General features: G+C 64.0%; 24 protein-coding genes. 2 read left to right on the forward strand and 22 right to left on the reverse strand.

The annotated features are described in order from the left end of the window. Positions 1–168 precede the first annotated feature (168 nt). From ACIPZ8_RS16235 to ACIPZ8_RS16290, 12 genes are all read right to left on the reverse strand, one after another. On the reverse strand, positions 169–951 hold the full coding sequence (locus tag ACIPZ8_RS16235) for a TatD family hydrolase (RefSeq protein ID WP_400725047.1): 783 nt from the start codon (positions 949–951) through the stop codon (positions 169–171). Positions 952–981: 30 nt separating this feature from the next. Beyond that, positions 982–1,968, reverse strand: coding sequence for a DNA polymerase III subunit delta' (locus ACIPZ8_RS16240; RefSeq protein ID WP_400725050.1), 987 nt, complete (start codon positions 1,966–1,968; stop codon positions 982–984). Continuing rightward, the gene (gene tmk / locus ACIPZ8_RS16245) at positions 1,961–2,593 is read right to left on the reverse strand and encodes a dTMP kinase (RefSeq protein ID WP_400725053.1); all 633 of its coding nucleotides are present in this window, start codon (positions 2,591–2,593) and stop codon (positions 1,961–1,963) included. Before tmk ends, ACIPZ8_RS16240 begins: the two co-directional genes overlap by 8 nt. Before the next feature lie 9 nt (positions 2,594–2,602). Next, on the reverse strand, positions 2,603–3,730 hold the full coding sequence (gene mltG / locus ACIPZ8_RS16250) for an endolytic transglycosylase MltG (RefSeq protein ID WP_400725054.1): 1,128 nt from the start codon (positions 3,728–3,730) through the stop codon (positions 2,603–2,605). 4 nt (positions 3,731–3,734) lie between these two features. Then, positions 3,735–4,550 (reverse strand): aminodeoxychorismate lyase, encoded by an 816-nt coding sequence (gene pabC, locus ACIPZ8_RS16255; RefSeq protein ID WP_400725056.1) that lies wholly within the window; start codon positions 4,548–4,550, stop codon positions 3,735–3,737. Further along, complete coding sequence (gene fabF / locus ACIPZ8_RS16260; protein WP_400725058.1) at positions 4,550–5,794, reverse strand: beta-ketoacyl-ACP synthase II; 1,245 nt, start codon at positions 5,792–5,794, stop codon at positions 4,550–4,552. Before fabF ends, pabC begins: the two co-directional genes overlap by 1 nt. Before the next feature lie 173 nt (positions 5,795–5,967). Continuing rightward, positions 5,968–6,204 (reverse strand): acyl carrier protein, encoded by a 237-nt coding sequence (gene acpP, locus ACIPZ8_RS16265; protein WP_060513099.1) that lies wholly within the window; start codon positions 6,202–6,204, stop codon positions 5,968–5,970. Positions 6,205–6,407: 203 nt separating this feature from the next. Beyond that, entirely contained in the window at positions 6,408–7,148 is a 741-nt protein-coding gene (gene fabG, locus ACIPZ8_RS16270) for a 3-oxoacyl-ACP reductase FabG (protein ID WP_103449709.1), read from the reverse strand. A gap of 15 nt (positions 7,149–7,163) precedes the next feature. Then, on the reverse strand, positions 7,164–8,102 hold the full coding sequence (gene fabD / locus ACIPZ8_RS16275; protein WP_400725060.1) for an ACP S-malonyltransferase: 939 nt from the start codon (positions 8,100–8,102) through the stop codon (positions 7,164–7,166). Between the two features lie 127 nt (positions 8,103–8,229). Further along, positions 8,230–9,240: a phosphate acyltransferase PlsX gene (gene plsX, locus ACIPZ8_RS16280; RefSeq protein ID WP_400725062.1), complete on the reverse strand. Its 1,011-nt coding sequence runs from the start codon at positions 9,238–9,240 to the stop codon at positions 8,230–8,232. A 3-nt stretch (positions 9,241–9,243) separates the two neighbouring features. Next, positions 9,244–9,426, reverse strand: coding sequence for a 50S ribosomal protein L32 (gene rpmF, locus ACIPZ8_RS16285; protein WP_003247154.1), 183 nt, complete (start codon positions 9,424–9,426; stop codon positions 9,244–9,246). Between the two features lie 13 nt (positions 9,427–9,439). After that, positions 9,440–9,967 carry a YceD family protein gene (locus tag ACIPZ8_RS16290; protein ID WP_027919446.1) on the reverse strand — a complete coding sequence of 176 codons (528 nt, stop codon included), beginning with the start codon at positions 9,965–9,967 and terminating at the stop codon, positions 9,440–9,442. A gap of 96 nt (positions 9,968–10,063) precedes the next feature. On the opposite strand from ACIPZ8_RS16290, the gene ACIPZ8_RS16295 reads away from it, so the two are divergent. Beyond that, positions 10,064–10,642 (forward strand): Maf family protein, encoded by a 579-nt coding sequence (locus ACIPZ8_RS16295; protein WP_400725065.1) that lies wholly within the window; start codon positions 10,064–10,066, stop codon positions 10,640–10,642. Positions 10,643–10,700: 58 nt separating this feature from the next. Here ACIPZ8_RS16295 and ACIPZ8_RS16300 read toward each other — a convergent pair whose 3' ends face one another. The 3 genes from ACIPZ8_RS16300 to rluC are packed head-to-tail and all read right to left on the reverse strand — an operon-like array spanning position 10,701 to position 13,379. Beyond that, the gene (locus tag ACIPZ8_RS16300; RefSeq protein WP_400725068.1) at positions 10,701–11,735 is read right to left on the reverse strand and encodes a S49 family peptidase; all 1,035 of its coding nucleotides are present in this window, start codon (positions 11,733–11,735) and stop codon (positions 10,701–10,703) included. A 2-nt stretch (positions 11,736–11,737) separates the two neighbouring features. Further along, entirely contained in the window at positions 11,738–12,433 is a 696-nt protein-coding gene (locus ACIPZ8_RS16305; RefSeq protein ID WP_400725070.1) for an HAD family hydrolase, read from the reverse strand. Further along, positions 12,423–13,379, reverse strand: coding sequence for a 23S rRNA pseudouridine(955/2504/2580) synthase RluC (gene rluC, locus ACIPZ8_RS16310; RefSeq protein WP_400725073.1), 957 nt, complete (start codon positions 13,377–13,379; stop codon positions 12,423–12,425). The genes ACIPZ8_RS16305 and rluC overlap by 11 nt, the downstream gene beginning before the upstream one ends. An 800-nt stretch (positions 13,380–14,179) precedes the next feature. Between rluC and rne the strand changes: the two genes are divergently transcribed. After that, positions 14,180–17,464: a ribonuclease E gene (rne, locus tag ACIPZ8_RS16315; RefSeq protein WP_400725076.1), complete on the forward strand. Its 3,285-nt coding sequence runs from the start codon at positions 14,180–14,182 to the stop codon at positions 17,462–17,464. Positions 17,465–17,573: 109 nt separating this feature from the next. On the opposite strand, the gene murB is transcribed toward rne, so the two are convergent. The 7 genes from murB to ACIPZ8_RS16350 are packed head-to-tail and all read right to left on the reverse strand — an operon-like array spanning position 17,574 to position 22,111. After that, on the reverse strand, positions 17,574–18,593 hold the full coding sequence (gene murB / locus ACIPZ8_RS16320) for a UDP-N-acetylmuramate dehydrogenase (RefSeq protein WP_400725079.1): 1,020 nt from the start codon (positions 18,591–18,593) through the stop codon (positions 17,574–17,576). Beyond that, positions 18,590–19,054: a low molecular weight protein-tyrosine-phosphatase gene (locus tag ACIPZ8_RS16325; RefSeq protein ID WP_400725082.1), complete on the reverse strand. Its 465-nt coding sequence runs from the start codon at positions 19,052–19,054 to the stop codon at positions 18,590–18,592. Before ACIPZ8_RS16325 ends, murB begins: the two co-directional genes overlap by 4 nt. Further along, positions 19,054–19,818, reverse strand: a complete 765-nt coding sequence (gene kdsB / locus ACIPZ8_RS16330; RefSeq protein ID WP_400725085.1) for a 3-deoxy-manno-octulosonate cytidylyltransferase — start codon at positions 19,816–19,818, stop codon at positions 19,054–19,056. The genes ACIPZ8_RS16325 and kdsB overlap by 1 nt, the downstream gene beginning before the upstream one ends. Further along, positions 19,815–20,000: a Trm112 family protein gene (locus ACIPZ8_RS16335; RefSeq protein WP_003247142.1), complete on the reverse strand. Its 186-nt coding sequence runs from the start codon at positions 19,998–20,000 to the stop codon at positions 19,815–19,817. The genes kdsB and ACIPZ8_RS16335 overlap by 4 nt, the downstream gene beginning before the upstream one ends. A 43-nt stretch (positions 20,001–20,043) precedes the next feature. Then, positions 20,044–21,045 carry a tetraacyldisaccharide 4'-kinase gene (lpxK, locus tag ACIPZ8_RS16340; protein WP_400725088.1) on the reverse strand — a complete coding sequence of 334 codons (1,002 nt, stop codon included), beginning with the start codon at positions 21,043–21,045 and terminating at the stop codon, positions 20,044–20,046. Further along, a complete protein-coding gene (locus ACIPZ8_RS16345; protein ID WP_085675533.1) occupies positions 21,045–21,479 on the reverse strand; it encodes a biopolymer transporter ExbD in 435 nt (144 codons plus the stop codon). Before ACIPZ8_RS16345 ends, lpxK begins: the two co-directional genes overlap by 1 nt. Next, positions 21,476–22,111 (reverse strand): MotA/TolQ/ExbB proton channel family protein, encoded by a 636-nt coding sequence (locus ACIPZ8_RS16350; protein ID WP_016391244.1) that lies wholly within the window; start codon positions 22,109–22,111, stop codon positions 21,476–21,478. Before ACIPZ8_RS16350 ends, ACIPZ8_RS16345 begins: the two co-directional genes overlap by 4 nt. Positions 22,112–22,160: the final 49 nt, after the last annotated feature.

The following is a 22,160-nucleotide window of genomic DNA, read 5'->3' on the forward strand; positions in this document are numbered from 1 at the left end:
ATCTCGCGCCTTCGGCTACGCCGAAGGGGTGCTACGCACCCTGGCCCTCCAGACGCCTGCGTTCGGCCTCCTGAAGTCGCACTCTGCGTCGCCTGGACTACCGCGCGCTTAGAAGCAAAAGCAGAGCAAAAACAGAGCAAAAACAGAGCAAAAGCAGCTGGCCTGGATTCAGGCCACTCGCGCCAACGGGAACAGGCGCTTGAAGTTGGACGTGGTCTGCTCGGCCAGTTGCTCGTAGCTGACCCCACGCAACGATGCCACATACTCCGCCACCTCCCGTACATACTGCGGCAAGTTAGGCTTGCCACGATGCGGGATCGGCGCCAGGTACGGCGAATCGGTCTCCACCAGAAGGCGGTCGATCGGCACCTGCCGCGCCACGTCGCGCAGGGCATCGGCATTGCGGAAGGTGACAATGCCCGACAGCGAAATGTAGTACCCCAGGTCCAGCGCCGCCTTGGCCATGTCCCAGTCTTCGGTGAAGCAGTGCAACACCCCCGCCTGAGGCAGGTTCGCTTCACCCAGCAGCGCCAGGGTATCGGCCCGCGCCGCGCGGGTATGCACGATCACCGGTTTACCAGTCTGGCGCGACGCCTCCAGGTGCAGGCGGAACGATGCCTGCTGCAAATCGGCGGCTTCCGGTTCGTAGTGGTAGTCCAGCCCGGTTTCGCCAATCGCCACCACATGCGGGTGGGCCAGCTCGCGCAGCAGCCATTCCAGCGCCGGCGTCTCGCCCGGCGCCAGGTCCAGCGGGTGCACACCCACCGAGCAGTCGACATCGGCGTACTGCTCGCTCAGCGCCTTCACCGCCCCGGCATTTTCGGCGCTGACGCCTATGCACAGGAAATGCCCGACCCCGCGTTCGCGCGCCGCCTGCAGGGCAGCATCGAGGGAGCCCTGATGGGCGCTCAGGTCAAGACGGTCGAGATGGCAATGGGAATCTACGAGCATGGGAGGCGGCACACATGAAAAGATGGAAAATCAGCGGGAACCCGGCAGCTGCACCCAGTGGGCCAGCAGCGCCTCCAGCAGCAATACACGGTTGAGGTTAGCTTTGCCGAGCACCTTCTGGCGCTGCTCGAGGATCCACGCCTGGACCTCCAGCACCTTGCCCTGGCGGGCCTTCTGCGCCAGGTACTGCACCACCTTGCGCATGTCGGCCAAACCCAATCCCTCTTCATCCTGGGTCAACTGGTAACGCAGGATCAGGTGCGACCAGTCGCAGAACCAGTCGAACAGCAGCAACAACGGCACACTGCTCCAGGCCTCGGCCAGCTGGCTGGGGGATTGCTGCTGCTTGAGCAGTTTCTTGACCCCGTCGGTCACCAAGGCCCGTTGCTCTCGCACACCTTGCGCTTGCAGGCTGACAGCCATCAGCGGTGAACCGGCGGCCAGGGTCAGCAGCTCCTCGCGCTCGGCCTCGTCGCTGTCAGTCAATGCATTGGCCAGCCAGGCCTGGCTCTGCGCCAGGCTTGGCTGCGGGCAGACAACTTGCTGGCAGCGGCTCTTGATCGTCGGCAACAGACGGCTGGGCTGGTGACTGACCAGCAGCAGCACGGTATCGCCCGAAGGCTCTTCCAGGCTTTTGAGCAAGGCGTTGGAGGCATTGACGTTCATCGCCTCGACCGGCTCGATCAACACCACTTTACGCCCGCCCAGCTGCGCCGTCTGCACCACGAACGATACCAGCTCGCGCACCTGGTCGACCTTGATCGGCTTGTCAGCCTCCTCCGGCTCCAGCACGAAGTTGTCCGGGTGGCTGCCGGCCTTGAGCAGCAGGCACGACTTGCACTGCCCGCAGGCATCCAGCCCCTGCGGATGCTGGCACAGCAGGCGCGCCATCAGCCGCTCGGCCAGGGCGCGCTTGCCGATCCCCTGCGGCCCGTGCAGCAGGTAGGCATGGGCGTGCCGGGCACGCCCGGCCAGTTGTTGCCAGAGCGCCTGCTGCCAGGGGTAGGCCTCAGCCACGGCTACGCCCTACGATATCGGGCAGCAGCGCATCGATGGCACGCTGCACGGCCTCCAGTGGCTGGGCGGCGTCAAGCAGGCTGTAACGTTGCGGCGCGCCATGGGCGCGTCGCAGATAGGCTTGGCGCACAGCTTCGAAGAAGGCCTGGCCTTCCTGCTCGAAACGGTCCAGGCGACCGCGCGCGGCGGCACGGGCCAGGCCGACTTCCACCGGCAGGTCGAAGACCAGGGTCAGGTCCGGGCGCAGATCCCCCTGGACGAATTGCTCCAGTGCAGCAATACGCTCCACCGACAGGCCGCGGCCACCGCCCTGGTAGGCGTAGGTGGCATCGGTGAAGCGATCACAAAGAACCACCGCACCACGGGCCAGCGCCGGGCGAATCACCTCCGCCAAGTGCTGGGCACGGGCAGCGAATACCAGCAGCAGCTCGGTGTCTGCGGCCATCACTTCGTCGCTCGGCGCCAGCAACAGCTCGCGGACCTTTTCGGCCAGCGGCGTACCGCCAGGCTCTCGGGTCAGCACCACGTCCAGGCCCTGCTCGCGCAGGCGCGCAGCCAGGTAATCACGGTTGGTGCTCTTGCCCGCGCCTTCGGGGCCTTCAAGGGTAATAAACAAGCCGCTCACAGGCAGTCCTTAATGTTGTTCGTCAGGCGTTGCCGCGTCGGCCGGCTCGGCCTCGCTGGCAGGATCCTGCTCAGCCGGCTCGGCTGCGTCCGCAGGTGCACTTTGTGGCGCCGGGCTGGACCGGTAATCCGCACGACGCTTGAGCTGAAACTCGCGCACCGCCGAGTTGTGATCGTCCAGGTCATCGGAGAACACGTGGCTGCCATCGCCACGGGCGACGAAGTACAAGCTGGTGCCATCGGACGGGTTGAGCGCGGCATGGATCGCCTCGCGCCCGACCATGGCGATCGGTGTCGGTGGCAGGCCGGTCATGGTGTAGGTGTTGTAAGGTGTCGGTTCGCGCAGGTCGGCGCGGGAAATCTTGCCGTTGTAGCGCTCACCCATGCCGTAGATCACCGTTGGGTCGGTCTGCAGCATCATGCCCAGGCGCAGGCGGCGGACGAAGACGCCGGCGATCTGCCCGCGCTCCTGGGGGATGCCGGTTTCCTTCTCCACCAGCGAGGCCATGATCAAGGCCTGATAGGGATCACGGTAAGGCAGGTCGGTGGTGCGCTCGGCCCACTCCTTGGCCAACACTTCATCCAGGCGCATGTACGCCTGCTGCAGCAGCTCGACGTCACTCATGCCACGCACGAAGCGGTAGGTGTCGGGGAAGAAGCGACCCTCAGGGAACACGCCGGTGTGACCGAGCTTGTCCATCACTTCAGCGTCGGAAAGGCCATCCAGGGTGTGCTTGAGCTTTTCATGCTTGGCCACCGCCGAACGCACCTGGCGGAAGGTCCAGCCTTCGACCAGGGTCAGGTTGTACTGCACCACATCGCCACGGCGCCAGACGTCGAACAGTTCTTCCACGGTCATGCCGGGGGTGAGGCGATACTCGCCGGTATGCAACTGCGTGCCGGCCATGTTGAAGCGCCAGTACAGGCGCAGCCAGACGGCATCATCGAGCAAGCCTTCGGCCTGCATGCGATAGAACATGCGGTTGGGGTTGGTGCCACTGGGCACGTCGAGCAGGCGCTCTTCGGCCACATGCAGGGGCTGCTCCAGCACCGAGTTGATCTTCCAGGCCGACCAGCCCAGGGCCAGGCCGGCGAGGATCAAGCCCATTTCCAGCAGCAGCAGGAATTTGCGTCTCACGAATTCAGGTATCCAGTAACGTACGGGCAACGGCCTGCAGTTTACGGGTGAGCGGGCCCGGCGACCAGTTCAGCGCAGCAATTCCACGCACGGGCCAGACACCGTAGACACTGTTGCAGACGAACACTTCATCCGCCTGTTGCAGTTCGTCGAAGGTGATATCTCGTACCTGTACCGATATGCCCAGCCGCTGCGCCTGCTCCAGCAGGGCACCGCGCATCACGCCAGCAACGCCGCAACGGCTGAGGTCGGCCGTGAACAGCACGCCATCGCGCACCAGGAACAGATTGCTGTATACGCCTTCGATCACCCTGCCCTGCCCGTCACGCATCAGGCCTTCGGCATGTTCGCTGTCCTGCCATTCGGCACGGGCCAGCACCTGCTCCAGGCGATTGAGGTGTTTGAGACCGGCCAGTAACGGTTGCTCCCCAAGCCGGGTCTGGCAGGGGAACAGCCGCACGCCGTGCTCGGCATGTTCGACAGGATAGCTGGGCAGCGGGCTGCCCTGAAGGATACGGCGCGGCGCAACGCCGGCAACCGGCGCGTAGCCACGCTGGCTGTCGCCACGGGTGAGGACCAGCTTGGCGACACCGTCACCCAGCTGGCTGGCGAAGCGCAGGATTTCATCACGCACCAGCGCCAGGTCGGCGTCGATGGCCAGGCGCCGGCACCCCAGTGCCAGGCGGGCCAGATGGCCGTCCAGCAGACTGGGCCGGCCACCGCGCACGGCGATGGTCTCGAACAGGCCATCGCCGTAGGCCAGGCCGCGGTTCTGCAAGTTGATCGCAGTCGCGGGCTGGCCGTCGATCCAGCTGTGCATCAACCGGCGAACCGGCGGAATACCAGCGAACCGTTGGTGCCGCCAAAGCCGAACGAGTTGGACAGCACCACGTCGATCGGCATGCTGCGCGCTTCGTGCGGCACGAAGTCGAGGTCGCAGCCTTCGTCCGGCTCGTCGAGGTTGATGGTCGGCGGCGCCATCTGGCTGTTGATCGCCAGCACGCTGAAGATCGCCTCTACCGCACCGGCAGCGCCAAGCAGGTGGCCCGTCATCGACTTGGTCGAGCTGACCGCCAGCTTGTACGCATGCTCGCCGAACACGCGCTTGATCGCCGCAACTTCGGCGATGTCACCGGCCGGGGTCGAGGTACCGTGGGCATTGATGTAGCTGACCTCTTCCGGCTGGATGCCAGCATCGCGCAGGGCATTGGCCATGCACCGGGCTGCACCTTCACCGCTGTCGGGTGGCGACGTCATGTGGTAGGCATCACCGCTCATGCCGAAACCGACCAGTTCGGCATAGATGGTCGCACCACGGGCCTTGGCGTGTTCGAGCTCTTCGAGCACCAGCGCACCGGCACCGTCGGACAGCACGAAGCCATCACGGCCCTTGTCCCACGGTCGGCTGGCACGGGTTGGCTCATCGTTGCGGGTCGACAGCGCACGGGACGCACCGAAGCCGCCCATGCCCAGGCCGCAAGCGGCCATCTCGGCGCCACCGGCAATCATCACGTCAGCTTCGCCGTAGGCGATGTTGCGCGCGGCCATGCCGATGCAGTGGGTGCCGGTGGTGCAGGCGGTGGCGATGGCGTAGTTCGGCCCCTGCAGACCCAGGTGGATCGACAGGAAACCAGAGATCATGTTGATGATCGAACCCGGTACGAAGAACGGCGAAATACGGCGCGGACCTTGCTCGTGCAAGGTGCGGCTGGTTTCTTCGATGTTGGTCAGGCCGCCGATACCCGAGCCCATGGCCACGCCAATGCGCTCACGGTTGGCGTCGGTGACTTCCAGGCCGGCATTACGCACCGCCTGGAAACCGGCCGCCAGGCCGTACTGGATGAACAGGTCAAGCTTGCGGGCCTCTTTGGCCGACAGGTACTGCTCAACCTCGAAGCCTTTCACCGAGCCGCCAAAACGGGTGGAGTAGGCAGACAGATCCGTGTGTTCGATCGGACCAATGCCACTGCGGCCAGCCAGAATGCCCTGCCAAGTGCTCGGTACATCGGTACCCAGTGGCGACAGCATGCCCATACCGGTGACCACGACGCGTCTACGCGACACAGTACTCTCCTTTTCTAATCACAGAGTTTCTTGCCATTGCATTCAAGCAATGGAATGAAATGGCAACAAGCTCTCGGCGCGAGTGAAGCGACGCTGAAGGCTCGCAAAGAAAAAACCGCACGCCGGCAAAGGCAGTGCGGTTCTTCTCGACAAGAAGCGTCGACTACAACGTCTTAGGCCTGGTGGTTTTTGACGTAGTCGATTGCAGCTTGAACGGTAGTGATCTTCTCGGCTTCTTCGTCAGGGATTTCGGTCTCGAATTCCTCTTCCAGAGCCATCACCAGCTCAACGGTGTCAAGCGAATCGGCACCCAGGTCATCGACGAAGGACTTCTCGACAGTCACTTCCTCTTCCTTGACGCCCAGTTGCTCGGCGACGATTTTCTTGACGCGTTCTTCGATGGTGCTCATACCTAGTTTTCACTCCTAATGGACATATGTCAGGCAGCTGGCCGGTGACCAAGTTTATAGAAAGACGTTCGCTTTTCAAGCGGAACGCACCTTCCCTTAAGCCACCGCACCCGCTCCCTGGAATCTGGTTGCAGCTTTATAACGGATTTTAGGCTCGCAGTATGACTCTTTTTTGAAGCAATCCGTCACATTGCGTTGCAGTTTTACATGTACATCCCGCCGTTGACCGGCACGGTTGCGCCGGTAACGTAGCCAGCGCCGTCCGACGCCAGGAACGAAACCACCTTGGCGATTTCGTCAGCCTGGCCCAGACGGCCCAGCGGAATCTGGGTCTGCAGGGCTTCGCGCTGCGCTTCTGGCAGCTCGCGGGTCATGTCGGTGTCAATGAAGCCCGGGGTCACCGAGTTGACGGTGATGCCACGCGAACCCACTTCACGCGCCAGGGCGCGGCTGAAGCCTTCGAGGCCAGCCTTGGCCGCGGCGTAGTTGGCCTGGCCGGCGTTGCCCATGGCACCGACGACCGAACCGATGCTGATGATACGACCCCAGCGCGCCTTGGTCATGCCACGCAGCACGCCCTTGGACAGACGGTAGAGGCTGTTCAGGTTGGTGTCGATCACGTCGAACCACTCGTCGTCCTTCATGCGCAGCATGAGGTTGTCGCGGGTGATGCCGGCGTTGTTGACCAGAATGGCGGGGGCGCCGAACTGCTCGCCAATGGCGCCCAGCACTGCTTCCACGGACTCGGCGCTGGTGACGTTCAGCTCCATGCCGGTGCCGGTGATGCCGTGTTCTTTCAGGGTGGCAGCGATGCGCTCGGCGCCGGAAGCCGAAGTGGCGGTACCGATCACGGTCGCGCCCTGGCGGCCCAGCTCGAGGGCGATGGCCTGGCCGATACCACGGCTGGCGCCGGTGACCAGTGCAACTTTACCTTGCAGACTCATGCAAGCTTCTCCAAATCAGGCCAGCGCCGCGCGGGTGGCGGCGACAGCGTCAGGGGTATTGAGGTTGTAGGTGGTCACGCCGTCGGCGCAACGCTTGTTCAGGCCAGCCAGGACCTTGCCCGGGCCGCACTCGACCAGGTTGACCGCACCGTTGGCGGCCAGGGTCTGCACGCATTCAACCCAGCGCACCGGCTGGTACAGCTGTGCCAGCAGGTCCTGTTTCAGGGCATCGAGGTCGGCGGCGACGGCGGCGGTGACGTTCTGCACCACCGGGATCTGCGGGGCCTTCCATTCGACGGCGTTGACGAACTCGGCAAAGCGCTCGGCAGCCGGCTTCATCAGGGCGCAGTGCGACGGCACGCTGACTGCCAGCGGCAAGGCACGCTTGGCGCCCTTGGCCTTGCACAGCTCCATGGCGCGGTCGACCGCGGCCTTGTTACCGGCGATGACCACCTGGCCTGGCGAGTTGAAGTTCACGGCGCTGACCACTTCGTCTTCTGCCGCTTCGGCGCAGATTTCCACCACGACGGCGTCATCCAGGCCGAGGATTGCAGCCATGGCACCGTGACCGGCAGGCACAGCTTCCTGCATCAGCTGGCCACGGCGCTCGACCAGGCGCACGGCATCTTTCAGCGACAGGGCGCCGGCAGCGACCAGGGCGCTGTATTCACCCAGGCTATGACCGGAAACGAAGGCTGGCTGCGCGCCACCCTCTTCCAGCCACAGGCGCCACAAGGCGATGGAGGCGGTGAGGATTGCCGGCTGGGTCTTGTCGGTCTGGTTGAGTTGTTCTTCCGGACCTTCCTGGACCAGCTTCCACAGGTCATAGCCCAGAGCCTCGGAAGCCTCCTTGAAGGTCTCGATGATCACCGGCTTTTCAGCGCCGAGTTCGGCGAGCATGCCCAGCGACTGGGAACCTTGACCGGGGAAGACGAATGCGAGGGATGCAGACATTGAACAAGCCCTTATGATCTTGTCGTCGAATAGGGTGCGCCGAGCCCAAGGCTAGACGCAGAATATGAAAACTTGGATGGAAACGCAGACCAAGCGGTCACATTTAAGCACTTCATCGGCGAAATGCCTAAGGCAACAAATCTTCGAGACGGCCGTGCAGCCGCTGCGGGAGGTTTTCCTGAATCTCGATCAGCGCCCGCTGGATCGCGCTCTGGAAGCCCTGCACCCCTGCCGAGCCGTGGCTCTTGATGACGATGCCCTGCAAGCCGAGGAAGCTCGCGCCATTGTGCCGCGCCGGCGCCAGGTCGGCCTGCAGGCGCTTGAGCAGCGGCATCGCCACCGCCCCGGCCAACCGCGACAACGCGCCGCCCTTGAACAGCTTTTCGATACGCGCGCCGATCATGGTCGCCAGGCCTTCGCTGGACTTGAGCAGGATGTTGCCGACAAACCCATCGCACACCACCACGTCCGCCTCACCGCGGTACAGGCCATCACCTTCGACGAAGCCGACATAGTTGAGGCCGCGGGCGTTCTGCAGCAACGTGGCCGCCAGCTTGACCTGCTGGTTGCCCTTGATGTCCTCGGTACCGATGTTCAGCAGCGCCACGCGCGGCCGGTGAATACCCAGGGCCTGGGCAGCCACGGAGCCCATGACGGCAAACTGGTAGAGGTTCTCGGCACTGCAGTCGACGTTGGCACCGAGGTCGAGCAGCTGGCAGTAACCCGCCTGGGTCGGGATCGCCGCCACCATGGCTGGCCGATCGATACCTGGCAGGGTCTTGAGCACGAAACGCGACAACGCCATCAGCGCCCCGGTATTGCCGGCACTCACGCAGGCCTGGGCCTTGCCATCACGCACCAGTTCAAGGGCGATGCGCATCGACGAGTCCGGCTTGCCACGCAACGCCTGGGATGGCCGCTCGTCCATACCGATCACCTCACTGGCGGCGACAATCTGCAGGCGCGCGCGATCCGCAGCCGCAAGGCCGCTGACAAGATCTTCAAGGAGGGAGGGTTGACCGACGAGGGTCAGGTGCAGCGAGGGGGTAGCCGAAAGGCAGGCAATGCTAGCCTGGACAATGCTGCGGGGACCGAAGTCCCCGCCCATTGCGTCGATCGCGATGATCTGAGCGGACAAGGATTACTCGTCAGCGCCCTTGTCGACCACTTTGCGACCACGGTATACGCCTTCTGGCGAAACGTGGTGGCGCAGGTGTACTTCACCGGTGGTTTTCTCTACCGACAGCGCGTTTTCCGACAGGGCGTCGTGCGAACGGCGCATGTCACGGGCAGAGCGGGATTTTTTGTTCTGCTGAACAGCCATAATTGATTAACTCCTAAACGTTTGGGTCACGCTTTAACTGCGCCAAAACACTGAACGGGTTGGACCGCGATACCTCGTCCTTGCTCGATTCGGGCTCGTCTGCGCCCGCCGGCTGCTGGCATTCTTCCGGATGATGAGCAGGCACGATAGGCAAGGCGAGCAGCAGCTCCTCCTCGACCAAGGCCTGCAGATCCAATGGATCTTCGCCCAGTTCCAGCACGTCATAGCCTTTCGGCAACGACTGGGTATTCGCACCCTCCTTCACCACGGCGTAAGTACATTCGCTGTGGATCGGCAGGGTGACCAGCTCAAGACAACGCTGGCAAACCATTTTGACTTCGACGTCCAGCTCGCTGTGGATAACCACCACGTGCTGTTCATCTCGTTCAAAATCGAACTTCGCCTGCACCGTACCGACATCGTCGGAAAGCGGGTCGCAGAGTCTTTCCAAATCAGCGAGTTGCAGCGTACCAGTGATGGATACGCCTCGGTCGGCTAATTTGCGCGGGTCAACGTGAGGTGGAATCGGGTCATTCAACATAGGCGCAGCATTCTAGGGATGCCCCCCGCCCCTGTCAAAGGAAATTCGGCGGCATCTCGCATGTTAGAATCAGGTTCAACTGACCAGGAGTCTATCATGCTGCCTCTGTTGCTGGCTTCCAGCTCTGCCTATCGGCGCGAACTGCTCGCGCGCCTGCGCCTGCCCTTCACCTGGGCAAGCCCCGACCTAGACGAGCAGCGCCTGGCTGACGAGCCTGCCGTGGAACTGGTACGGCGCCTGGCCAGGCAGAAAGCCGAGGCCCTTGCAGGCAGCCACCCGCAGCACCTGATCATCGGCTCCGACCAGGTCGCGGTGCTGGGCGAGCAGATCCTCGGCAAGCCACACACCTTCGAGCGCGCCTGCGAGCAGCTGCTCGAGGCCAGCGGCCAGCAGGTGACCTTCCTGACCGGGCTGGCACTGCTCAATACCGCGAGCGGGCACTGCCAGGTCGACTGCGTGCCGTTTACGGTGACGATGCGTGAACTGGATCGGGAGCGCGTGGAGCGCTATGTGACGGCGGAGCAGCCGCTGGATTGCGCAGGGAGCTTCAAGGCCGAGGGATTGGGGGTGAGTTTGTTTCAGAGCACACACGGGTGCGATGCGACCAGCCTGATCGGGCTGCCGCTGATTCGGCTGGTGGATATGCTGTCTCGGGAAGGCGTGGTGATTCCTTAGCCTGGCTTGAGAGCTTTGGCGCCCGTGAGATCGGGCGCCGCAAAAAGGCGCGCCGAACTCAGCGCAGCTGAGGCCCCTGGAAGCCCATCCACATGGCCAGATGCTCGGCCACGCTGGCGCCAATGCGCTTGGAGAAGCGATCGAACGGCGATTCCTGCACGGTGTAATCAACCAGATCCTTCTCACCGACGATCTCACGCGCCACATAGCTGGCACTGCCCAGGCCATCCACCAGCCCCAGCGCCTTGGCCTGCTCACCCGACCAGACCAGGCCACTGAACAACTCCGGATGCTCCTTGTCCTTCAGGCGATCCCCCCGCCCCTGCTTGACCATGGCGATGAACTGCTGGTGCGTGGTATCCAGCACACCCTGCCAGAACACTCGCTCATCAGGCTTCTCAGGCGAGAACGGATCAAGGAATGCCTTATGCTCGCCAGCGGTGTAAGTGCGCCGCTCGACACCCAGTTTTTCCATCGAGCCCACAAAGCCGTAGCCGGCCGCCGTCACGCCAATGGAACCGACCAGACTGGCCTTGTCGGCATAGATCTCATCCGCCGCACTGGCGATGTAGTAGGCACCGGAAGCCCCCAGATCAGCGATCACCGCATACAGCTTGATATCCGGGTGCTCGCCACGCAGACGACGGATCTCGTCATATACATAGCCCGCCTGCACCGGGCTGCCGCCCGGGCTGTTGATGCGCAGGACCACCGCCTTGGTCTTGGGGTCCTTGAACGCATCGCGCAGGCTCTTGACGATATTGTCGGCGCTGGCGGCCTCCTGATCGGCAATCACGCCACGCACCTCAACCAGGGCCGTGTGATTGCCGCTGCGCGACGCGGCCTTGTCCACATCCATGAACGGCAGGAACAGGGCGAGGATGCCGAACAGGTAGACGAAGGTCAGCAGCTTGAAAAAGATCCCCCAGCGCCGGGACCGACGCTGCTCCTGAACCCCGGCCAGCAGGGTCTTTTCCAGCAGCTTCCAGCTCTTCTGCTCGACACGAGCCTCCTCGTTCTGCGCTTCACGCGCTTCGCGAGCGAGGCGCTCCTCTTCGGTTTCGTTAACCGGCGCTTTCCACTCGTCAGCCATGCTCACCTACCTTGGAATTGAACTTGCCTGGAACCTGCCAGCCACTCGCGCAGCTGGGAAAAGTGATCAATGCACACCTGCGGCCCAAACTCGGCCAGGGCCTGCAGCGACATGGCACCATAACCCACCGCCACCGAATGCATGCCGGCGTTGCTGGCCATCTGCAGGTCGAATGCCGAGTCGCCGACCATCAGCGCCCGCCCGGGCTCGACGCCGCAGTGCCCGAGGATTTCCTCGAGCATCAGTGGGTGCGGCTTGCCACGAGTTTCATCGGCAGCACGGGTGATGTCGAAGAACTGCTCCCAGCCATTGGCCTTGAGCACGCGATCCAGCCCACGGCGCGCCTTACCGGTCGCTACCGCCAGGCGATAACCCTCGGCACGGAAGGCATCCAGCGATTCGACCACACCCTCGAACAGCGGCGAAGGCTGCTGATCGAGTGCCATATAGATGTCGGCATAGTGCTGACGGAAGGCTTCGACCTGCAGCGGATCAAGGTGCGGATACAGCGTCGAGATGGCTTCCCCCAGCGCCAGGCCGATGATGCCCTTGACGGCATCTTCAGCGCTTGGCGCCTCGCCGGCACGCTCGGCAGCGGCATTCATCGCCTCGACGATCCGGCCGATGGAGTCGGCCAGGGTGCCGTCCCAGTCGAAGATCAGCAACTCATAAGGCTTGCCCGACAGATCACGACGCACTCAAACGCTCCACGGTCTTTGCCCAGACGTCATCCACAGGCGCTTCGAGTTTCAGTTCGCCACCATCCGGCAGCGGCACGGTCAACGCGTAGGCATGCAGGAACAGGCGCTTGCCGCCCAGCTCGCGGATCTCGCGACTGAAGTCCTCGTCGCCATACTTGCTGTCACCGGCGATCATGTGCCCGGCATGCAGGGTATGCACGCGAATCTGGTGGGTACGACCGGTGATCGGGCGCGCCTCGACGATGGTGGCGAATTCGCCGAAACGGCGCAGCACGCGGAACAGGGTCAGCGCCTCCTTGCCCTCGTCGTTGACTTCGACCATGCGCTCGCCGGAGCGCAGGTTGCTCTTGAGCAGCGGCGCGTTGACCTGCTTCTTCGAGGTCGGCCAGTGGCCGCGCACCAGTGCCATGTAACGCTTGTCCACGCCATCGCCACGCAGGGCGGCATGCAGGTGGCGCAGCATGCTGCGCTTCTTGGCGATCATCAGCAGGCCCGAGGTGTCGCGGTCCAGGCGGTGCACCAGCTCCAGTTCCTTGGCGTCCGGGCGCAGCTGGCGCAGCGCTTCGATCACGCCGAAGCTCAGGCCGCTGCCACCATGCACGGCGATGCCGGCCGGCTTGTTCATCACGATCAGTGCCTTGTCTTCGTAGACGATGGCGGCCTCCAGCCGCTGCAGCAGCCCCTGGGCCACCGGCGCCGGCTCGTCACGCTCAGGCAACCGGACAGGCGGCACGCGCACGATATCGCCGGCCTGGATCTTGTATTCGGGCTTGACCCGCCCCTTGTTGACCCGCACCTCACCCTTGCGCAGGATGCGGTAGACCAGGGTCTTGGGCACACCCTTGAGCGCCGTGATAAGGAAATTGTCGATGCGTTGGCCGGCAAGTTCCGGCGCGACTTCGATCAGCTGAACGCCGGAAGTCGGAGGGGTATTGGTCGTCATGGCGGGAATCATAACAATTATTTATGGAATTGAAGCACTTAATCATCAATGCTATAGTCGCGAACGCCGCCAAAAGCGGCAGGCCAGTGAAACCAGGCCCTGGGCCGGTTCCTGACCTAAGCAGTTCTCCAGGACGCGAGGCCGTCCTACGGGGTTTTCGCCAGTTTACCGAATTGCCTGGAATCGCCACCAGCGCTGTGTAGAGAAGACCGAAAAAAAACGACAAGTGTGGTTTTTCACCTGCTTCCCGATTCTTTTCGCTGCACCTCTGCCCGCCCCGTCGCTTCCACGCAACGCCAGGCGAATGCTTCGGAAATACCTGCCTTGGATATGTAATGGCGTCAGCTTCCCATTCGAAGCTGGCGAAAAATGCAACCCGTTGCGGATTCAGCGCGCGGCAGCACCCGAATTATCAGGGATACGTGCAGGGTGGAGATGCACAGCCCTCGGACCGTGTAGCACCGCGTCCGGCCACCGGCCCACTGAATGGCCGGCGAGCGGATAAGGTCCTGAACAGATGCCCTCGGGCGTCCACGGCTGACGGTTGATTCCTCCTCCTGACTGAGTGCACGAGGCCCGCCTGGTTGATTCGGATACCCATTCGAAGCCACCGGGGCCTGGTAGGCACCGCAGCAAACAGGACGCGTCGTCGCGACAACGGCAGGCTGGGCAACCGGCTGGTGCCGAACGTTGCTCGACACGGGGGTGGCCCGGCCACCCTTTGCGCACCTTGGCACCGACCATGAGAAGTCGTGTGTGCCGAACGCCGTTTCCGGCAGCCCGGAAACCGACGGTACAACATGAAAAGAATGCTGATTAACGCAACTCAACCCGAAGAGTTGCGTGTAGCCCTGGTGGACGGCCAACGTCTCTACGACCTGGACATCGAGTCCGGCGCGCGCGAGCAGAAAAAGGCCAACATCTACAAAGGCAAGATCACCCGGATCGAGCCCAGCCTCGAAGCCGCCTTCGTCGACTTCGGCTCCGAACGTCACGGCTTCCTGCCGCTGAAGGAAATCTCCCGCGAATACTTCAAGAAGTCCCCTGAAGGCCGGGTCAACATCAAGGAAGTCCTGAGCGAAGGCCAGGAAGTCATCGTCCAGGTCGAGAAGGAAGAGCGCGGCAACAAAGGCGCCGCCCTGACCACCTTCATCAGCCTGGCTGGCCGCTACCTGGTGCTGATGCCCAACAACCCGCGTGCCGGTGGCATTTCCCGCCGTATCGAAGGCGAAGAGCGCAACGAACTGCGTGAAGCCCTGAACGGCCTGACCGTGCCGGGCGACATGGGCCTGATCGTACGTACTGCGGGCCTTGGCCGCAGCAGCGAAGAAATGCAGTGGGACCTCGACTACCTGCTGCAACTGTGGACCGCCATCAAGGAAGCGTCCCAGGACCGCGCCGCGCCATTCCTGATCTACCAGGAAAGCAACGTCATCATCCGCGCCATCCGCGACTACCTGCGCCAGGACATCGGCGAAGTGCTGATCGACAGCATCGATGCCCAGGAAGAAGCCCTGACCTTCATCCGCCAGGTGATGCCGCAGTATGCCAGCAAGGTCAAGCTGTACGAAGACAGCGTACCGCTGTTCAACCGCTTCCAGATCGAAAGCCAGATCGAGACCGCCTTCCAGCGCGTCGTCGACCTGCCGTCCGGTGGCTCGATCGTGATCGACCCGACCGAAGCCCTGGTCTCCATCGACATCAACTCGGCGCGCGCCACCAAGGGCAGCGACATCGAAGAAACCGCCCTGCAGACCAACCTGGAAGCGGCCGAGGAAATCGCCCGCCAGCTGCGCCTGCGTGACATCGGCGGCCTGATCGTCATCGACTTCATCGACATGACCCCGGCGAAGAACCAGCGCGCTGTAGAAGAGCGCGTGCGTGAATGCCTGGAAGCCGACCGTGCCCGTGTCCAGGTCGGCCGCATCTCGCGCTTCGGCCTGCTGGAGATGTCCCGTCAACGCCTGCGCCCGTCGCTTGGCGAAAGCAGCGGCATCGTTTGCCCACGCTGCTCCGGCACCGGCATCATTCGTGACGTCGAATCGCTGTCGCTGGCCATCCTGCGCCTGATCGAAGAAGAAGCCCTGAAAGACCGTACTGCCGAAGTACGCGCCCAGGTGCCGATTCCGGTGGCCGCGTTCCTGCTCAACGAGAAGCGCAACTCGATCACCAAGATCGAACTGCGCACCCGCGCGCGCATCATCATCCTGCCGAACGACCACCTGGAAACCCCGCACTTCGAAGTCCAGCGCCTGCGCGACGACAACCCGGAAGTGCTGAACAACCAGTCCAGCTACGAAATCGCCGCCGCCGAAGCCGAAGAAGCGCCGCAGCCGACCGCCACCCGCACCCTGGTTCGCCAGGAAGCTGCGGTGAAGACCGCCCCGGCCCGCGCCAACGCCCCGGCACCGAGCGCCGCCGAAGAGCAGCCTCAGCCTGCCGCACCGGTAGCCCCTGCGCCAAGCGCACCTGAGCCAAGCCTGTTCAAGGGCCTGGTGAAGTCGCTGGTCAGCCTGTTCGCCGGCAAGGAAGAACCTGCCGCCGCACCGGTCGTAGCTGCCGCAGAGAAGCCGGCCGCCGAGCGCAGCCAGCGCAACGAAGAGCGCCGCAACGGGCGCCAGCAGAGCCGCAACCGCAACGGCCGTCGCGATGAAGAACGCAAGCCGCGCGAAGAGCGTGCCGAGCGCGCCCCGCGTGAAGAGCGCCAGCCACGCGAAGAACGTGCACCTCGCGAGGAGCGTGCGCCCCGTGAAGAACGCGCACCTCGTGAAGAGCGCGCTCCACGTGAAGAACGTGCTCCACGTGAAGAACGTGCTCCCCGCCAGCCACGCGAAGACCGCCGTGGCAACCGTGGCGAAGAACGCGTACGTGAGCTGCGTGAGCCACTGGACGCCACCCCGCCTGCCGAACGCGAAGAGCGTCAGCCACGTGAAGAACGCGCGCCACGCGAAGAACGTGCTCCACGTGAAGAACGCGCACCTCGCGAAGAACGTGCTCCACGTGAAGAACGCGCACCTCGCGAAGAACGTGCTCCACGAGAAGAACGCGCACCTCGCGAAGAACGTGCTCCACGTGAAGAGCGTGCACCTCGCGAAGAACGCCAGCCTCGCCCACCGCGTGAAGAGCGCCAGCCACGCCCGGCCGAACAAGCCGCCGAGCAGGCTGCCGAGCTCGCCGAGGAGCAACTGCCGAACGAAGAGCTGCTGCAGGACGAGCAGGAAGGTACCGATGACGAGCGTCCGCGTCGTCGCTCCCGTGGCCAGCGCCGCCGCAGCAACCGTCGTGAGCGTCAGCGCAATGCCAATGGCGAGCTGATCGAAGGCAGCGACGAGGAAGGTAGCGAAGAACAGCCGCAGCAGCACCAGGCCACCGAGCTGGGCGCCGAACTGGCTGCCGGCCTGGCTGTCACCGCCGCTGTCGCCAGCAGCCACATCAGCGCCAATGCCGAAGCTGAAGCCAACCAGCAGGCCGAACGCGCCAGCGCCGAAGCCGTAACCACCGAAACCCGCGAAGTCGCCCAGCCGACCGAGCAGGTTGAAGTGGCCGCTCAGGCCGAGGAAGCCGTCATCGCGCCAGTCGTCGAACAGCCCGTCAGCGAGCCGGTCGCCGTGGTCGAAGCCAGCGCCGAGCCAGTGGCCGAAGTCGCACCGCAGCCAGTGGTTGAAGAAGCCCCTGCCGCCGAGCCGGTAGTGGTTGCCGAAGCACCAGTCGAGGCCCCAGCTGTCGTAGCCGAGGCCGTCGAAGCGCCAGTGGTCGAGAGCGGTGAAGCCGAGAAGGCTCAGGTTGTCGCTGAGGAAGCACCGGTTGCCGAGCAGCCCGTTGCTGTCGTCGAAGCCCAGCCAGAAGTGGCTGCAGAGCCCGCGCCTGCCATCGTTGAAGCCGCGCCGGTAGCCGTCGAGCCAGCCCCGGTCGAAGAAGTACCGGCCGTCGCCGAAGCCGCCACCGTAATGCTGCCAAACGGCCGCGCGCCGAACGACCCACGCGAAGTGCGTCGCCGCAAGCGTGAAGCTGAGGCCGCTGCCAAGGCTGCGCAGGAAGCTGTCGAGCCAGCGCTGGAAGCCGCCGATGAGCACAAGCCTCATTGATAGCTGACGCCGAATGAAAAAGCCCCGCCAGTGCGAACTGGCGGGGCTTTTTCTTGGCTACGGCCTTCAGGCGTGCACAGTACTTGTGGGAGTCGCGCTGCCCTTGCAATCAGTAAAGGTTGGGCTCCATCTCCAGCTCCACCCCGAACCGCTCCAGGATGTCCTGCTGAATCCGCTGCGCTAGCGCATAGACCTGCGCCCCGCTCGCCTGGCCATAGTTGACCAACACCAGCGACTGCAGCCGATGTACGCCGGCATCGCCCTCGCGGTAGCCTTTCCAGCCCGCCTGCTCGATCAGCCAGCCCGCTGCCAGTTTCACCTGGCCGTCAGCCTGGGGATAAGCGACCACACCCGGATGCTGGGCACGGATGCGCTCCACCTGCTCAGCCGACACCACCGGGTTCTTGAAGAAGCTCCCGGCATTGCCCAGTTCTGCCGGGTCCGGCAATTTCTCGCGACGAATGCTGCAAATGGCGTCACTGATCGCCTGTGCGGTCGGTTGCTCGACACCCTGCTCTGCCAGACGCTGGCGCACTGGCCCGTAATCCAGGTGGGCTTGCAACGTACGGCTCAAGGCAAAACGCACACGCAGGATCAACCAGCGCTCCGGGTTGCGCTTGAACACGCTGTCGCGGTAACCGAAGGCGCACGCCTCCAGACCAAAATCACGCAGCTCGCCGGTCTCCCGATCCAGCGCGGTCAGCCCGGCGAATACATCCTTGATCTCGACACCATAGGCGCCGACGTTCTGCATCGGCGCAGCACCCACAGTACCTGGGATCAGGCTGAGGTTCTCCAGGCCACAATAGCCTTGCGCCAACGACCATTGCACGAACGGATGCCAGGGTTCGCCGGCTTCTGCCTCGACCACCACCCGCTCGCCGTCATCACTCAGCACGCGTCGACCACGGCTGGCCATGTGCAACACCACAGCATCGATATCGCGGGTCAGCAGCAGGTTGCTGCCACCACCGATCACCTGCACCTGCAACTCACGCTGACGCGCCTGGGCCAACGTCTCGCGCACGTCGTCATCGCCGTGCGCCTGGGTGAAATACCGTGCTTTCACATTGATGCCGAAGGTGTTGTAGGGCTTCAGCGAAACCTGCTCCTGCCAAACCGCTGTCATAGCCGCCCCTTGATTTCCACAACCAGCTCGCGGCATGCAGCCTCGATCAGGTCGAGCACCTGCTCGAAGCCCTCAGCGCCACCATAGTAAGGGTCCGGCACCTCGTCCAGGGCCGCGCCATAACGGCGCAGGAACAGGTCGAGTTCGCCAGCGGCGTTGTGCGGGCGCATGGCGCGCAAGTGGCCGAGGTTGCTCTCATCCATGGCCAGGATCAGGTCGTACTCGGCGAAATGCGCCGGCTTGACCTGCTGGGCACGCTGCCGCGACAAATCATAACCACGCGCCAGCGCGGCCTTGCAGGTGCGGCTGTCAGGGGCCTTGCCGACATGCCAGTCACCAGTACCGGCAGACGCCACATGCACCTGCTCAGCCAGGCCGGCCGCCTGCAACTGATGGCGCAGCACGCCTTCGGCGGTGGGCGAGCGGCAGATGTTGCCGAGGCAGACGAACAGGACGCGCATCAAGCCTCCAGCAAGCGCCGTACGCGCTCCAGGTCTTCAGGGGTATCGACACCCACGGCTGGCGCCTCGATGGCGTCCTCGACGTGGATACGCACGCCATGCCACAGCGCACGCAGCTGCTCCAGGGCCTCGGTCTGCTCGAGCCAGCATGGGCCCCAGCTGACGAAGTCCTGCAGGAAGCCGACGCGGTAGGCGTACATGCCGATGTGGCGACGATACGGCACGCCTTCCGGCAGCACGTTGCGATCCTTGGCAAAGGCATCGCGGGCCCAGGGCAGCGGCGCACGGCTGAAGGTCAGGGCCAGGCCATTCTTGTCGCTGACCACCTTGACGGCATTGGGGTTGAACACGGTTTCCGGATCATGGATCGGCTCGGCCAGGGTGGCGATGCCGGCTTCCGGGTGGGCGGCCAGGTTGGCAGCCACCTGGTCGATGATCACCGGCGGGATCAGCGGCTCGTCACCCTGCACGTTGACCACGATGGCATCGGCCGGCAGGCCCAGGTGCGCGGCCACTTCGGCCAGGCGGTCGGTACCCGATTCATGGTCGGCGCGGGTCATCAGCACTTCGGCGCCAAAGGCCTGGCAGGCTTCGAAAATGCTGGCGTCATCCGTGGCGACGACCACTCGGCTGGCACCACTCTTGCCCGCCTGCTCCCAGACATGCTGGACCATCGGCTTGCCGGCGATCATCAGCAACGGCTTGCCCGGCAGGCGCGTGGAGCGCAGCCGAGCGGGAATGACCACGGTGTAATTCACGCTCATTTGTCCAGGCGCTCATCGTCGGTCAGGGTACGCGCCTCGCTTTCCAGCATCACCGGGATGCCATCGCGGATCGGGTAGGCCAGGCCGGCGCCCTTGCTGATCAGCTCGGTCTTGTCGGCGCTGAGCTTGAGCGGGCCCTTGGTGATCGGGCAGGCCAGGATATCGAGCAGTTTGGTGTCCATGGAAGCGTCCTTGAGGCCGGATGGCCGGAAATTGAAGAAGGGCTCAGGGCTTGCGCAGCAAGCGCTGCAGCTGGCTGTCGAACCAGGCGCCGAAGGCTGGCGTGGGCTGTGCCTCGACAGCCAGGTACCACCAGTCGTCGGCAGCGAAGGCCCGGCATTTCACCGCATCCTTCTCGGTCATGACCAACGGTAGCGTCGGGCTGAATGCCAGGCTTTCGGCGCTGAACTGCGCATGGTCGGCAAAAGGATGCGGCACCGGCTGCCAGTTTAGCCCCAGCAGGGTGTTGAAGAAACGTTGCGGGTTACCGATACCGGCCACCGCGTGCAGGCGTTGGCCTGCAGGGAAATGATCGAGTTCGCGGCGCTCGCCGCTGCGCAGGTTGACCAGGGCGGACGGTTGCAGGCGGAAACCGAAACCCTCGGCGCAGTCTTCACTGGCGCCGTTGAACAGCACGGCATCAGCTTCCTGAAGGCGCTCGGCAGGCTCGCGCAGCGGCCCGGCCGGCAGGCAGCGGCCATTGCCCAGGCCGCGGGCGGCATCGATCAGCACCAGTTCAAGGTCACGGGCCAGGCGGTAATGCTGCATGCCGTCGTCGCACAGGATCAGGTCCAGCGGCTCGCTGGCCAGCAGCGCCCGCACTGCGGCAGAGCGATCAGGGTCGATCATCAGCGGCACGCCGGTGCGCTGGACGATCAGCAAGGGTTCGTCACCGGCCTGTTCGGCTGGCTGACTTGCGGCGACCCGCCAAGGGAAGTGCGGCGGCTTGGCGCCATAGCCACGGCTGACCACACCCACCTTCAGGCCCTGGCGACGGCAATGCTCGATCAGCCAGAGAATCATCGGCGTCTTGCCGGTGCCACCCACCGTGATGTTACCCACCACGATCACCGGCACCGGCGCCCGGTAGCTGGCACTTGTACCGCTGAGAAAACGCGCGCGCTTGCGTGTCACCACGCGCCGGTATAACGCTTCGAGCGGGCGCAGCAGCGCCAGGGCCGGATGCCCGGCGTACCAGGCAGCGAGCAAGCGATCGGCGAGCGCCATCAAGGTGTCCCCTGGGCGGCCTCGACGGTGGTCATGCGCAGGTGGCTGAAACCGAGCTTGCCGGCGGCATCCATTGCGGTGATCACGGCCTGGTGCGGGGTCTTGCCGTCGGCGCTGATGGCCAGCGGCAGCTTGTTGTCGCCACCCGACTCGCGCTCGATGGCCTCGGTCAGGGTCGCCAGGTCGCTCTTGGGCAGCAGGTGGTTGTTCACCGAATACACGCCATCGGCGCTGATGGTCACTTCCACCAGCTTGCCCTGATCGGCCGGTGCCTGCTCGGCGCTGGCCGCTTCGGGCAGCTCGACGCGCAACTGCGTTTCGCGGGTGAAGGTGGTGGTGACCACGAAGAACAGCAGCAGGACGAACACCACATCGATCAGCGATGCGAGGTTGATGTCGACGTTCTCCCGCTGGCGATTGCGCCGAAACTTCACGCCTTGCCTCCGGCCACTTCCACTTCGCGGTCGCCCTGGATCACTTCCACCAGCTTGATCGCCTCCTGCTCCATGCCCACCACCAGCTCATCGATGCGGCGCAGCAGGAAACGGTGGAAGAACACCGCCGGGATACCGACCATCAGGCCGGCCGCGGTAGTGACCAGGGCCTTGGAGATACCACCGGCCAGCACGGCGGCGTTGGCGGTCATCTGCGAGCCCATGAAGGCGCTGAAGATGTCGATCATGCCCAGCACGGTGCCCAGCAGGCCGAGCAGCGGTGCCATGGCAGCAATGGTGCCGAGGGTGCTGATGTAGCGCTCGAGCTCGTGGATGACGCGCGAGGCAGCTTCCTCGATGCACTCTTTCATGATCTCGCGGCCATGGCGCGAGTTGGCCAGGCCTGCAGCGAGGATTTCGCCCAACGGCGAGTCGGCGCGCAGGGCCTTGAGCTTGTCACTGGTGAGTTGCTTGTCCTTGATCCACATCCACACCTGGCCCAGCAGGTGCGGCGGGGTGACGCGGCTGGCGCGCAGGGTCCACAGGCGCTCGACCACGATAGCCATGGCGGCGATGGAACTCAGAATGATCGGCAGCATCATCCAACCACCGGACTTGACCAATTCCCACACAGTAAACGCCCCTCTGGAAAAAGGCCGCCACTCTAACACAGGAGCGCAA

This window comes from Pseudomonas sp. NPDC089422, from assembly GCF_044749405.1.
In the GTDB taxonomy this organism is placed as follows: domain Bacteria; phylum Pseudomonadota; class Gammaproteobacteria; order Pseudomonadales; family Pseudomonadaceae; genus Aquipseudomonas.